At 71.8% G+C, this 13,774-nt stretch carries 11 protein-coding genes and 1 pseudogene; 9 read left to right on the top strand and 3 right to left on the bottom strand.

Translation table 11 applies throughout. The features are described from left to right. Positions 1-95 precede the first annotated feature (95 nt). The 4 genes from J1792_RS21150 to serA all read left to right on the top strand — a co-directional run bounded on the left by J1792_RS21150 (position 96) and on the right by serA (position 5,616). The gene (locus tag J1792_RS21150; protein WP_207247987.1) at positions 96-2,000 is read left to right on the top strand and encodes an acetolactate synthase large subunit; all 1,905 of its coding nucleotides are present in this window, start codon (positions 96-98) and stop codon (positions 1,998-2,000) included. Positions 2,001-2,032: 32 nt separating this feature from the next. Continuing rightward, a complete protein-coding gene (ilvN, locus tag J1792_RS21155; RefSeq protein WP_189451234.1) occupies positions 2,033-2,557 on the top strand; it encodes an acetolactate synthase small subunit in 525 nt (174 codons plus the stop codon). Between the two features lie 106 nt (positions 2,558-2,663). Beyond that, positions 2,664-3,665, top strand: a complete 1,002-nt coding sequence (ilvC, locus tag J1792_RS21160; RefSeq protein WP_086571419.1) for a ketol-acid reductoisomerase — start codon at positions 2,664-2,666, stop codon at positions 3,663-3,665. A 346-nt stretch (positions 3,666-4,011) separates the two neighbouring features. Continuing rightward, the gene (gene serA, locus J1792_RS21165; RefSeq protein ID WP_207247988.1) at positions 4,012-5,616 is read left to right on the top strand and encodes a phosphoglycerate dehydrogenase; all 1,605 of its coding nucleotides are present in this window, start codon (positions 4,012-4,014) and stop codon (positions 5,614-5,616) included. A gap of 115 nt (positions 5,617-5,731) precedes the next feature. Here the strand turns inward: serA and J1792_RS21170 are convergent, their stop codons facing one another. Continuing rightward, positions 5,732-6,529 (bottom strand): SCO4651 family lipoprotein, encoded by a 798-nt coding sequence (locus J1792_RS21170; RefSeq protein ID WP_207247989.1) that lies wholly within the window; start codon positions 6,527-6,529, stop codon positions 5,732-5,734. Positions 6,530-6,770: 241 nt separating this feature from the next. Here J1792_RS21170 and J1792_RS34325 point away from each other — a divergent pair, with 241 nt between their 5' ends. Beyond that, the gene (locus tag J1792_RS34325) at positions 6,771-7,526 is read left to right on the top strand and encodes a TetR/AcrR family transcriptional regulator (RefSeq protein WP_307843055.1); all 756 of its coding nucleotides are present in this window, start codon (positions 6,771-6,773) and stop codon (positions 7,524-7,526) included. Between the two features lie 7 nt (positions 7,527-7,533). Here J1792_RS34325 and J1792_RS21180 read toward each other — a convergent pair whose 3' ends face one another. Next, positions 7,534-9,096, bottom strand: a complete 1,563-nt coding sequence (locus tag J1792_RS21180; protein ID WP_207247990.1) for an MFS transporter — start codon at positions 9,094-9,096, stop codon at positions 7,534-7,536. Positions 9,097-9,192: 96 nt separating this feature from the next. Between J1792_RS21180 and J1792_RS21185 the strand changes: the two genes are divergently transcribed. The 3 genes and pseudogenes from J1792_RS21185 (at position 9,193) to J1792_RS21195 (ending at position 11,345) form a co-directional block, all read left to right on the top strand. After that, complete coding sequence (locus J1792_RS21185; RefSeq protein WP_086573516.1) at positions 9,193-9,792, top strand: TetR/AcrR family transcriptional regulator; 600 nt, start codon at positions 9,193-9,195, stop codon at positions 9,790-9,792. Positions 9,793-9,892: 100 nt separating this feature from the next. Continuing rightward, a pseudogene (locus J1792_RS21190) lies at positions 9,893-11,130 on the top strand (cytochrome P450). Positions 11,131-11,150: 20 nt separating this feature from the next. Next, positions 11,151-11,345, top strand: coding sequence for a ferredoxin (locus J1792_RS21195; protein WP_086573759.1), 195 nt, complete (start codon positions 11,151-11,153; stop codon positions 11,343-11,345). 28 nt (positions 11,346-11,373) lie between these two features. Here J1792_RS21195 and J1792_RS21200 read toward each other — a convergent pair whose 3' ends face one another. Beyond that, positions 11,374-12,621 (bottom strand): PucR family transcriptional regulator, encoded by a 1,248-nt coding sequence (locus tag J1792_RS21200; RefSeq protein WP_207247991.1) that lies wholly within the window; start codon positions 12,619-12,621, stop codon positions 11,374-11,376. Between the two features lie 180 nt (positions 12,622-12,801). Between J1792_RS21200 and J1792_RS21205 the strand changes: the two genes are divergently transcribed. Further along, entirely contained in the window at positions 12,802-13,728 is a 927-nt protein-coding gene (locus tag J1792_RS21205; RefSeq protein ID WP_086573755.1) for a proline dehydrogenase family protein, read from the top strand. Positions 13,729-13,774: the final 46 nt, after the last annotated feature.

Below are 13,774 nucleotides of genomic sequence, written 5' to 3' on the forward strand. Positions count from 1 at the left end.
CCGACGCGCTCCCCTCGCTTGCCTTACGGCACGAGGGGTTTTTTGTTTGCCGAACCTTCTGCCGAACCGTCGAATCCGAAGCCTTCGAGAAGAGAATGTCGATGACAGAGCAGGCCACCGGGGCCCATCATCCGCAGCCGCGGCCCCGCAGCGGCGCGGCGCACCAGCAGCCCGCGACCGTCGAGCACGTCACGGGTGCGCAGTCCCTCATCCGCTCGCTCGAGGAGGTGGGTGCCGACATCGTCTTCGGCATCCCCGGCGGCGCGATCCTCCCCGCCTACGACCCGATGATGGACTCCTCGAAGGTCCGCCACGTCCTCGTCCGCCACGAGCAGGGCGCCGGCCACGCGGCCACCGGCTACGCCCAGGCGACCGGCCGGGTCGGCGTCTGCATGGCCACCTCCGGGCCGGGCGCCACCAACCTGGTCACCCCCATCGCCGACGCCCACATGGACTCCGTCCCGCTGGTCGCCATCACCGGGCAGGTCTCCTCCAAGTCGATCGGCACGGACGCCTTCCAGGAGGCGGACATCTGCGGCATCACCATGCCGATCACCAAGCACAACTGGCTGGTCACCGACCCCGCCGAGATCCCGCGGACGATCGCCGAGGCCTTCCACGTCGCCTCCACCGGCCGTCCCGGCCCGGTGCTCGTCGACATCGCCAAGGACGCCCTGCAGGCCCGGACCACGTTCGTCTGGCCGCCGCACACCGACCTGCCCGGCTACCGGCCGGTCACCAAGCCGCACGCCAAGCAGATCCGCGAGGCCGCCAAGCTGATCGCCCAGGCCGAGCGCCCGGTGCTCTATGTCGGAGGCGGCGTGATGAAGGCCAGGGCCACCGCCGAGCTGAAGGTCTTCGCCGAGCTGACCGGCGCCCCCGTCACCACCACCCTGATGGCGCTGGGCTCGCTGCCCGACAGCCACCCCCAGCACCTGGGCATGCCCGGCATGCACGGCTCGGTCGCCGCCGTCACCGCGCTGCAGAAGGCCGACCTGATCGTCGCCCTCGGCGCGCGCTTCGACGACCGCGTCACCGGCAGGCTGGACTCCTTCGCCCCGTACGCCAAGATCGTCCACGCCGACATCGACCCGGCGGAGATCGGCAAGAACCGTGTCGCCGACGTGCCGATCGTGGGCGACGCCCGCGAGGTCATCGCCGACCTGATCGTCGCCGTCCAGGCGGAACAGGCCGAGGGCCGGGCGGGCGAGGCCGCCCGCACCCGCTACGCGACCTGGTGGACCGACCTCGACCGCTGGCGCACCACCTACCCCCTGGGCTACGACCAGCCCGAGGACGGCAGCCTCTCCCCGCAGCAGGTCATCCAGCGCATCGGCGAGCTCGCCCCCGCGAACACCATCTACACCGCGGGCGTCGGGCAGCACCAGATGTGGGCCGCCCACTTCATCGACTACGAGCAGCCGCGCACCTGGCTCAACTCCGGCGGCGCCGGGACGATGGGCTACGCCGTGCCCGCCGCGATGGGTGCCAAGGCCGGCATGCCGGACCGTACGGTCTGGGCCATCGACGGCGACGGCTGCTTCCAGATGACCAATCAGGAACTGGTCACCTGCGCGCTGAACAACATCCCCGTCAAGGTCGCCATCATCAACAACGGCGCCCTGGGCATGGTCCGCCAGTGGCAGACCCTCTTCTACAACCAGCGCTACTCCAACACCGTGCTGCACACCGGTGACGGCGTCTCCAACGGCGGCACCGCCACCGGCCCCGGCCAGGAGCCCGCCGGAGGCACCCGGGTGCCCGACTTCGTCAAGCTCGCCGAGGCCATGGGCTGCGTGGGGCTGCGCTGCGAGGACCCCGCCGAGCTCGACGCCGTGATCGAGCGGGCCAACGCCATCAACGACCGCCCGGTCGTGGTCGACTTCATCGTCCACCAGGACGCCATGGTCTGGCCGATGGTCGCCGCCGGCACCTCCAACGACGAGATCCTGGCGGCGCGCGGCGTCCGGCCGGACTTCGACGGCATCGACGACGACTGACCCGCCGCGACGAGAAAGCCGAGAGACCGATCATGACCAAGCACACGCTCTCCGTCCTGGTGGAGAACACCCCCGGCATCCTCGCCAGAGTCGCCGCACTGTTCTCCCGCCGAGGATTCAACATCGACTCGCTGGCCGTCGGGGTGACCGAGCACCCCGACATCTCCCGGATCACGATCGTCGTCAACGTCGAGTCGCTGCCCCTGGAACAGGTCACCAAGCAGCTCAACAAGCTCGTCAACGTGCTGAAGATCGTCGAGCTGGAGGACAGCGCGGCCATCCAGCGCGAGCTCGTCCTGGTGAAGGTCCGCGCCGACAACGAGACCCGCTCCCAGATCGTCGAGATCGTCCAGCTCTTCCGCGCCAAGACCGTCGACGTCTCCCCGGAGGCCGTCACCATCGAGGCGACCGGCGGCAGCGACAAGCTGGGCGCGATGCTCAAGATGCTGGAGCCGTTCGGCATCAAGGAGCTGGTCCAGTCCGGCACGATCGCCATAGGACGAGGCGCCCGCTCGATCACCGACCGCAGCCTGCGCGCCCTGGACCGCTCGGCCTGACCGGGCCGCCGCCCCTCGCACCCCGATCCCCCGACCCCTTCCCCCGCCCGCCCGTCATACGGTGGGGCGTACCACCGGACACACCGGAAACAAGGAGAAATTCCACGTGGCTGCCGAGCTCTTCTACGACAACGACGCCGACCTGTCCATCATCCAGGGCCGCAAGGTCGCGGTCCTCGGTTACGGCAGCCAGGGCCACGCCCACGCGCTGTCGCTGCGCGACTCGGGCGTCGACGTCCGCGTGGGCCTGCACGAGGGCTCCAAGTCGAAGCAGAAGGCCGAGGAGCAGGGCCTGCGCGTGGTCACCCCCGCCGAGGCCGCGGCCGAGGCCGACGTCATCATGATCCTGGTTCCGGACCCCATCCAGGCCAAGGTCTACGAGGAGTCCGTCAAGGACAACCTCAAGGACGGCGACGCGCTGTTCTTCGGTCACGGCTTCAACATCCGCTTCGGCTTCATCAAGCCCCCGGCCGGCGTGGACGTCTGCATGGTCGCCCCCAAGGGCCCGGGCCACCTGGTGCGCCGTCAGTACGAGGAGGGCCGCGGCGTTCCGTGCATCGTGGCCGTCGAGCAGGACGCCTCCGGCTCCGCGTTCGCGCTGGCGCTCTCGTACGCCAAGGCGATCGGCGGCACCCGCGCCGGCGTCATCAAGACCACCTTCACCGAGGAGACCGAGACCGACCTCTTCGGCGAGCAGGCCGTGCTGTGCGGCGGCGCCTCCGCGCTGGTCAAGGCGGGCTTCGAGACCCTGGTCGAGGCCGGCTACCAGCCGGAGATCGCGTACTTCGAGTGCCTCCACGAGCTGAAGCTGATCGTGGACCTCATGTACGAGGGCGGCCTGGAGAAGATGCGCTGGTCGGTCTCCGAGACCGCCGAGTGGGGCGACTACGTCACCGGCCCGCGGATCGTCACGGACGCCACCAAGGCCGAGATGAAGAAGGTCCTGGGCGAGATCCAGGACGGCACCTTCGCCAACAACTGGATGAAGGAGTACCAGGCCGGCCTGCCGCAGTACAACGAGTACAAGAAGGCCGACGAGGACCACCTCCTGGAGACCACCGGCAAGAAGCTGCGCAAGCTGATGAGCTGGGTCGACGACAAGGAGTAGTCCGCCCGCGGCATGCGGCCGGACGAACGACGGCACCGGGCCGGGGCGAAGGCCCCGGCCCGGCGCCGTTCCGTCGCGTCCGCCGCCATGTCCACCGCCGTGCCCGCCGCCGTGTCCGCCCTTATGTCCGACGTGTCCGGCCACCGCCGGGTGACGTTTGGGCATCGGCACAGGCCGGGGCCGTGTCCACCGATACACTGCGGAGCACAACGCGTCAGGCTCACAGCGTCGTGCGTCTTCCACGCGGCTGCCCCCTTCACCGCCTTCGGCCGTCGGGACGGCCGTCCTCCCCGTGGCCTCACCGGCACGGGCGGGGCCCCACTGGACTAGTGAGGACTGAGACCCTGTGAGCATTGCTTCGTCGCGCAAGCCCGTCGTACTCATCGCCGAAGAGCTCTCGCCCGCCACCGTCGACGCGCTGGGCCCGGACTTCGAGATCCGGCACTGCAACGGCGCCGACCGTGCGGCGCTGCTGCCCGCCGTCGTCGACGCCGACGCGATCCTGGTCCGTTCGGCCACCCGGATCGACGCCGAGGCCATCGCGGCCGCCAAGCGGCTGCGGGTCGTCGCCCGCGCGGGCGTCGGCCTGGACAACGTCGACGTCTCCGCCGCCACCAAGGCCGGCGTGATGGTCGTCAACGCCCCGACCTCCAACATCATCACCGCCGCCGAGCTCGCCTGCGGCCTGCTCATCGCCACCGCCCGCAACATCCCGCAGGCCAACTCCGCCCTGAAGAACGGTGAGTGGAAGCGGTCGAAGTACACGGGTGTCGAGCTGTCCGAGAAGACCCTCGGCGTGGTGGGCCTCGGCCGGATCGGCGTGCTGGTCGCCCAGCGCATGGCGGCGTTCGGCATGAAGATCGTCGCCTACGACCCGTACGTCCAGCCCGCGCGCGCCGCGCAGATGGGCGTCAAGCTGCTCGCCCTCGACGAACTGCTCGAGGCCGCGGACTTCATCACCGTCCACCTGCCCAAGACCCCCGAGACGCTCGGCCTCATCGGCGACGAGGCGCTGCACAAGGTCAAGCCCTCGGTCCGCATCGTCAACGCCGCCCGCGGCGGCATCGTCGACGAGGCGGCCCTGGCCGACGCGCTCAAGGAGGGCCGCGTCGCGGGCGCCGGCCTGGACGTCTACGCCTCCGAGCCGTGCACCGACTCCCCGCTCTTCGAGTTCGACAACGTGGTCGCCACCCCGCACCTGGGCGCCTCCACGGGCGAGGCCCAGGAGAAGGCGGGCATCGCGGTCGCCAAGTCCGTACGGCTGGCCCTCGCGGGCGAGCTGGTCCCGGACGCGGTCAACGTCCAGGGCGGCGTGATCGCCGAGGACGTCAAGCCCGCGCTGCCGCTGGCGGAGAAGCTCGGCCGCATCTTCACCGCGCTCGCGGGCGAGGTCGCGGTCCGGCTCGACGTCGAGGTCTACGGCGAGCTCACCCAGCACGACGTGAAGGTGCTCGAACTCTCCGCGCTCAAGGGCGTGTTCGAGGACGTCGTCGACGAGACGGTGTCCTACGTGAACGCCCCGCTGTTCGCCCAGGAGCGCGGCGTCGAGGTCCGCCTCACCACCGGCTCGGAGTCCCCCGACCACCGCAACGTGGTCACCGTGCGCGGCACCCTCTCCGGCGGCGCCGAGGTCTCCGTCTCCGGCACGCTGGCCGGCCCCAAGCACCTGCAGAAGATCGTCGCCGTCGGCGACCACGACGTCGACCTGGCGCTCGCCGACCACATGGCCTTCTTCCGCTACGCCGACCGCCCCGGCGTCGTCGGCACCCTGGGCCGCCTCCTCGGCGAGGCGGGCATCAACATCGCGGGCATGCAGGTCTCCCGCACGCTGGAGGGCGGCGAGGCCCTGGTGGCCCTCACCGTCGACGAGTCGGTCCCGGCACCGGTGCTCACCGAGATCGCCGAGGAGATCGGCGCGGCCTCGGCCCGCGCGGTGAACCTCACGGACTGACCCCGCCACGACGCCACCGGGCCCGGCCGCAATCCCAAGGGGACGCGGCCGGGCCCGGCGGCGTTCATGCGGCGTACGGCCCTCAGTCGTCGTCGGCCCCGTGCCGGTCGGCGGGCTAGCGCGACGACGGGACGAAGGGGACGACGTCATCGCCCCGGGGGATCGTGATCTTCGGGTCGGCGCCGTAGCCCGAGTACTCCTCGACCGTGCGGATCTCGCCCTCGGAGGTCCGCGCGACCTCCTGGGCCTTGACGACGAGGTCGTCCTCGCCGATCCACAGGTCGATCTCGGCCTTCACCTGGTGGTTCATCTTGCGGTCGCTCGCGAAGTGGTCGCGCACGGCCTCGCTCATGACGTCGCCCTTGTACTCCTCCATCTCCAGGGGGACGACCGTGCCCTTGAAGTGGGTGGTGGGGCGCCCGTTCACGGTCTCCTCGCCGGCCTTTTCGAGGTTCTTGGCCGTCGCGAGGGATCCGATCATGTTCGGCAGATGCCCCTCGGACCGCTTCTTGATCTCCGGGTCGACGGGGCGCCGGGCGCCGGCCGGCGGGTCGTTGTCCATCTTCACCCACTTGTCGCCCGGGGCATCAGCCTTCTCCATGACGTAGAAGGCGTCCGAGGTGCGTAAGGTCCGGCTCGCGCTGGCGGGCCCGGATCTGTTCCAGTGCTTCACCTCGTCGAGCTCGGGCTTCCGCTGGAAGGCGAGCTCCTCGCGGGAGCTCGGCTCCTGTCCAAAGCCCTCCGTCCAGCGCTTCGTCCGGTACGAGTTCTGCTGCGTGGTCTTGAGCGCCGTGGCCTTCAGCGCGGCATGCGGGGTGTGCTCGCCGCCCTCGTCCGTGCCGCCGCAGGCCGTAAGGCTCAGTACGAGTGCGGCCCCTGTGGCCGCGGTGACGCAACTGCGGATCGCCTTCATGGCGTCTTCCGCCCTTCGCGGTAGGTGATGGATCGTCACTGAACGTACCCGACCGATCATCCTGTTCTGTGGGCGGGGCCACGCGTCCCGCCCGGCCGTACTCTTCCGTCATGGGCGCATGGGGACAGCCGACGGATCCGCCCTACCGCCGGATCGCGGCCGAGCTCCGTGAGCGCATCGCGTCCGGGGAGGTGCGGGGGGGAGAAGGTGCCGTCCACGCGGGGATCGCGCGGGAGTGGGGGTGGCGACGGCCACCGCCGCCAAGGTGCTGGAGGTTCTGCGGCAGGAGGGGCTGGTGCGGGCGGTGCCCGGGGTGGGTACGGTCGTCCGCGCGCCCGGAGCGGGCCCCGAACCGGAGCCGGACTTACGCACGGCGCGACGGCGCGTCCGGCGGCGCGCGGAGGAGCCCGCGCTTTCGCGGGAGGGCGTGGTGCGTACGGCCGTCGCCATCGCCGACGCGTACGGTTCGGGCGCGCTGTCCATGCGCGCCCTCGCGGCCGAACTCGGCGTCTCCACGGTGGTGCTGTACCGGCACGTACCCGGCAAGGACGAGCTGGTCGCGCTGATGGCCGAGGCCGTCTTCGGCGACGTCGAGCTCCCGGCGCGCGCTCCAGCTCACTGGCGCGGGCGGCTGGAGGCGGCCGCGCGGATGAGGTGGGGGCTCTACCGCCGTCACCCGTGGCTCGCCACGGCGGCCTCGCCGGCCCGGGCCGGCGCCCACGCGCGGTGGGCGATGGAGCCGCTGCGCGAACTGGGCCTCGACGCGGCGGTGTTGGCGCACGTCGCGGTCATGTGGTCGTCCTTCGTGCGCGGTCTCGCCGTGAATTCGGCCGTGAACCTGGAGGACGAGGGCGCCGGCCCCGGTGACGACCCGAGCCCGGAGGCGGTGTTCGCGTTCGGGCTGGCCCGGCTGCTCGACGGCCTGGAGCCGGTCGTGGCGCGGGCGGGAGCACGGCCGCGCCCCCGCCCGGACGGGCGGGGGCGCGCCTGGCGGTGACGCGGGGTCAGTTCCGGGCAGCGACCGCCGTGGCGGCCGGCTCGGCGGCGGCGGTGTCCGGGGTGCGGGCGCGCCGGCCGGAGGCCAGGGCCAGGGCGGCGGCCAGGACCAGCAGGGCCGCGCCGCCGACGGAGGCGACGACCATGCCGTGGGTGAAGGCCTCGCGGGCCGCGGCCAGGACGTTCGCGCCCGCCGCCTCCGGCAGCCGGGCGGCGACCCCCGCGGCGCCGCCCAGCGTCTCGCGCACCGCGCTCACGGCGTCGTGGGGGAGGTCCGCCGGCAGCGCGTCGGTCACGTCGCGCCGGTAGACGGCGGTGCCGAGGGAGCCGAAGACGGCCATCCCGAGGGCGTTGCCGAACTCCTGGCCGGTCTCCATCAGGGCGGCGGCCGAACCGGCCTTCTCCGGCGGGGCGGTGGCCAGCGCCATGTCCGCGGCCGGGGCCATGACGGCGACGATGCCGCAGGCGATGAGGGCGGCGCCGGTCAGGGCCGTGGCCAGGGAGTCGGTGTCCGACAGGGCCAGCACGCCGTACCCGGCGGCGCCGGCGAGGAAGCCGCAGGCGATGACGCGGGCCTTGTCGGCCTTCCGGGCGACGGTGGTGGCGAACGGGGCGACGACGCTCACCGCGAGCGAGGGGACGAGCCCCCACAGGGCGGCCTCCAGCGGGCCCATGCCGAGGACGCTCTGCAGGTACTGGGTGGTGAAGTAGGCGGATCCCATCATGCCGACGGAGGCGAGGGTGTTGAAGGCGACGCCCAGTCCGTAGGCGCGGTGCCGGAACAGCTCGCGGCTGATCATCGCGTGCCGGACGGTCCGCTGCCGGCGGACGAAGGCGTAGCCGGCCAGCAGGCCCGCCGCGACGCACGCGCCCATCGGCACGCTGAAGCCATCGGCCGCGATCTGCTTCAGGCCGTAGATCACCGGGAGCACGGCCCCCATGGACAGCGGCACGCTCAGCAGGTCGAAGCGGCCCGGCCGCGGGTCCTTGGACTCCGGTACGAGCACGGGGGCGAGGACGAGCAGGAGCAGCATCGCGGGCACGTTGATCAGGAACACCGAGCCCCACCAGAAGTGCTCGAGCAGGACGCCGCCGACCACCGACCCGAGCGCGATGCCGCCCGCCATGGCGCCGGACCAGATGCCGATCGCCGTGCTGCGCTGCTTGTCGTCGCGGAACAGGGTGCGCACCAGCGCCATCGTGGAGGGCATCAGGGTCGCGCCCCCGATGCCGAGGACCGCGCGGGCGGCGATGAGCATGCCGGCGCTGTCGGCGTAGGCGGCCGCCACCGAGGCGGTGCCGAAGGCCGCGGCGCCGAGGAGCAGCAGCTTGCGGCGGCCGATGCGGTCGCCGAGCGAGCCCATCGTGATCAGCAGTCCGGCCAGGGCGAAGGCGTAGACGTCGAAGATCCACAGCTGCTCGGTGGCGGTGACGTCGAGCGATTCGCTGATGACGGGGACCGCGTAGAAGAGCACGGACACGTCCATCGAGACCAGGAGGAGGGGCAGCAGGAGGACGACGAAGGCCGTCCACTCCCTGCGCCCGGCGAGAGGTGCGCCGGAGTTCGTCATGGCCACGACTATACGCACGTCTTAAACGCTTGTCTATGACGTTTGTATAAGACGCCTGTCATGGACGGTTGTACGGCGCAGGGTTAGGGTGCCCGCATGGGACACCGCGAAGATCTGCTCGAGGGCGCCAAGCGCTGCCTGCTGGAGAAGGGCTGGGTCGGCACGACCGCGCGCGACATCGTCGCCGCCTCCGGCGCCAACCTCGCCTCGATCGGCTACCACTACGGCTCCAAGGACGCTCTGATGCTGGAGGCGTTCATGAGGATGACCGAGGAGTGGGGCGACGAGATGGGCCGCAGCCTGGCCGCCGGTGCCGCGGGCGCCGACCCCGGGGAGCGGGTGGCCTCCGTCGTCGACGCCGTGATCGAGGGCTTCTCCGCCAACCGCCCGTTCTGGCAGGCCCAGCTGGAGGTGATGGGGCAGCTCGACAAGCACCCCGAGCTCAAGAAGAGGTTCGCCGAGGTCATGCCCGCCGGCCGGGAGGGGCTCGTCGCCCTCTTCGAGGGCGTGGTCGACACCGAGGTGACCGAGGAGGCCGCGCGGACCGCCGGTTCCCTCTACCACTCGCTCTTCATCGGCCTGTGGGTGCAGTGGCTCGTCGACCCGTCGTTCGTGCCGAGCGGCGGGGAGGTCGTCGAGGGCATGCGCCGGGTGCTCGCGGGTACGGTGCTGACGGGGCACCGCCAGGGCGGCTAATACGGTTGCGCGGCGGTGAGTTGAGGGGGCGTACTGGACGTAAGCGGGATGAATTCGCTGTACTGGTTGCCCAAGGACACCAGTCCGTCCGGAGGTTCACATGGCCGTGACCGACACCCCCTCCACCACCCCTGCCGCCCCCGTCTTTCCGCAGGACCGCACCCCCCTACGACCCGCCCGCCCAGTACCCCGAGCTGGCCGCCCGCGGCCCGGTGGGACGGATGACCCTACGACGGCCGCGAGGTCTGGGCGGTCACCGGACATGCCGAGGCCCGCGCGCTGCTGGCCGACCCCCGGCTGTCGTCCGACCGGAAGAATCCTTCCTTCCCCGTCCTTCTGCCGCGCGCCGAGGCCCAGGCCGAGCTCGAGTTCCCCCTCATCGGCGTCGACGACCCCGAGCACGCCCGGCAGCGCCGCATGCTCATCCCACAGTTCGGCCTCAAGCGCATCACCGCCATGCGCCCGGCGATCCAGGCCGTCGTCGACGGCCTCATCGACGCCATGCTCGAACAAGGGTCCGGCGCCGACCTCGTCGCCGCCTTCGCCCTCCCCGTGCCGTCGATGGTCATCTGCCGGCTGCTGGGGGTCCCCTACGCGGACCACGACTTCTTCGAAGGCCGCTCCCGCGCGCTGCTCACCGCCCCGACCGCCGAAGAGCTCCGGGCGCCGAGGGAAGAGCTGACCGACTACCTCCACCGGCTCGTCGACGCCAAGGAGCACGGCAGGGCCGCCGCCGACGGCGGACTGCTCGACGAGCTCATCACCGAACGACTCGCCGAAGGCCGGCTCGACCGCGACGAACTCGTCCAGATGGCCCTCATACTTCTTGTCGCCGGCCACGAGACCACCGCCAACATGATCTCCCTCGGTACCTACACCCTTCTCGAACACCCCGACCAGCTCGCCGCCTTGCGCGCCGACCCCGCCCTGATGGCGGGCGCCGTCGAGGAACTGTTGCGCTTCCTGTCCATCGCCGACGGCATGGTGCGCGTCGCCCTCGAGGACATCGAGCTCGCCGGCCACACCATCCGCGCGGGCGACGGCGTCCTCCTGCCCACCTCCGTCATCAACCGCGACGCCGCCGTCTACGACCACCCCGACGCCCTCGACGTCCGGCGCGTCGCCCGCCACCACGTGGCCTTCGGCTACGGAGTCCACCAGTGTCTGGGCCAGAACCTGGCCCGCGCGGAAATGGAGATCGCCCTCACCACCCTCATCACCCGCATCCCGACGCTCCGCCCGGCCCTGGCACCCGACGAGCTGGTCGTGGGCCCCGGCGGCGTCGTCAAACCCGGCAGCACCCTGCAAGGTCTCTACGCCCTCCCGGTCACCTGGTGACCGAAGAACGGAGCACGATCATGCGCGTCACCATCGATTCCGACATCTGCATCGGATCCGGCATGTGCGCCCTCACCGCACCCTCGGTCTTCGACCAGGACGACGACGGCTACGGCAGCGTCCGTCCCGGCAGGGAGGACGGCGCGGGCGATCCGCTGACGAAGGAGGCGGCGCGCGGCTGTCCCGTCCAGGCGATCACGATCGCCGAGGACTGACCGGCACCGCCCCACCGGCGGCGGCGCCCTACGGCCGGGAGCGCAGGCGCGCTGCCTTGAGCGTCATGTGGAGCAGCAGACGGTCCTCGCCGTCGTCCAGGTCGAGCCCGGTGAGCTGCTCCACCCGGCCCAGCCGGTAGTAGAGCGTCTGCCGGTGGACGCCGAGCGCCGCCGCCGTGCGGCTCGCCTGGCCCGCGCAGTCGAGGTAGACCTCCGCCGTCCGGGCCAGCTCGGTGTGGGCCGGCTCCAGGAGCGGCAGCACGGCCTCGTCGGCCGCGTGCTCGGCCGGCAGGCCGGTCAGCACCCGGTACGGGCCGATCGCGGCCCACTGGGCCACCGGCCCCAGTTTCCGGTCCGCGACCGCCGCCCGAGCGGCGGCCAGGCCCTCCGCCCAGGCGTCCGGCAGCTCGGCCAGCCCCCGCCGGGGCGTGCCGATCCCGGCCGCGGCGGTCCCGGCCGCGGCGTCGGCCCGCCCCGCGCGGGGCGAGCGCAGCAGCCGGTCGGCGGCCGCCTGCGCCGGGGCGGGCGAGCTGGTGGCCCGCAGCCGGACGAGGGCGGCCAGCGCCGCCGACCCGCCGGGGAGCACGCCGGGCACCGCGCACATCGCGGCGACCCCCGACTGGGCGGCCAGCGCCGAGCCCGTAGCGTCCGGGCCCGCCTGGTCGTCCCCGTCGCCGTCCGCGGCCGCGCGCCACGGCGCGACGGCGACCACGGCCAGCGGCCCGTCGGCCGCGCTCCCCAGGGCCTCCCGCAGGGCGCCGCGCGCCGTCTCGCGCCCGGCCGGCCGGGCCGTCAGCAGGTCCCGCAGCAGCTCGCCCAGCTCCGCCCCGGCCCGGGCCTCGGCCGCCAGCAGGGCGCCGATGCGCGCGGCGCTCTCCATGGCCTGGGCGAGCCGGGGATCGGCGAACGGCATCTTCAGGTCCAGCCCCGCCAGGTGCCCGTCGTCCAGCAGCCACACATAGCCGTGCACCACGCCCCGGTGCCGTACGGGCAGGCAGATGCGGCCCTTGAACACCCCCGCCGCCGGGTCCGGCGGGATCCGCAGCGGCGCCTGCGCCCGCGCGATGCCGAACGCCTCGAACCACGCCCGTACCGCCGCCGTCGACCGGCGCTGCAGGATCGAGCGCGTCCGGACGGGGTCCATCATCATCTCGAGGTCGTCGTCGCCGCCGTGGGCGCCGAACGCGATCAGCCCGAAGTCCCGGTCCTCCAGGGTCGCGGGAGCGCCGAGGGCCGCCGAGATCTCGTCCACCAGCTGTTGGTACTCGCCACGCATGCCGCTCCGCACTCCCTTCGGTATTCACCGGCCTTCATTGTCATACATTTGTCTGAGATCCCGGCCACCGATGCGTGACAGCTGTCGATGGCCCGCGAGGTGGCGTGAACTCTACGTTTCACGATGAGTTACTTATGCCGTCTCCCCAGGTGGGAGCGGCCGTCATCGTGGAGGTGCCCCGTGCTGGGTCCCGTGATCCTCGCTGCGTCGCGCAGTGACCGGATGCGTCGTTTCGTGTCGGCCGCCCCGGGCACCAAACAGGTCGTCGACCGCTTCATCGCGGGCGAGACCGTCGATGAGGTCGTCCCGATCGTCGAGGACGCCACGGCCAAGGGCCTCGAGGTGACCCTGGACGTCGTGGGCGAGGACATCACGACGGTCGAGCAGTCCCACGCCGCCCGCGACGCCTACCTCGAGCTGATCGGTCGGCTCAAGGAGCTGGGCCTGGGCGAGCGGGCCGAGATGTCGGTCAAGCTCTCCATGTTCGGCCAGGCGCTGGAGGGCGGCCACGAGCTGGCGCTCGCCAACGTCCGTCCCGTCGTCGAGGCCGCCGCCGCCATCGGCACCACGGTCACCCTGGACGCCGAGGACCACACCACCCTCGACTCGATGTTCGCCATCCACGAGGAGCTGCGGAAGGACTTCCCGCAGACCGGCTGCGTCATCCAGGCCTACCTCTTCCGCACCGAGGACGACGCCCGCCGCCTCGCCGCCGCCGGCAGCCGGGTGCGTATCGTGAAGGGTGCGTACAAGGAGCCCGCCTCCGTCGCGTACCAGGACAAGGCCGAGATCGACAAGGCGTTCGTCCGGATCGTCAAGATCCTCATGGGCGGCCTGGGCTATCCGATGATCGGATCGCACGACCCGCGTCTGATCGCGATCACCCAGGACCTGGCCCGGCAGGCAGGGCGCAAACTGGACGAGTACGAGTTCCAGATGCTGTACGGCATCCGCAGCGACGAGCACGTCCGTTTGTCGGCCGAGGGCCACCGGATGCGCGTCTACACGGCGTACGGCACCGACTGGTACGGCTACTTCATGCGCCGCCTGGCCGAGAAGCCCGCGAACCTGCTGTTCTTCGCCCGCTCCATCCTCACCAAGGGCTGAGCCCCCCTCTCCCGACCACCCTCGAAAAGCCCCGAAGGAGACACGG

The sequence above is a fragment of the Streptomyces triculaminicus genome (assembly GCF_017349075.1).
Lineage (GTDB): Bacteria > Actinomycetota > Actinomycetes > Streptomycetales > Streptomycetaceae > Streptomyces > Streptomyces triculaminicus.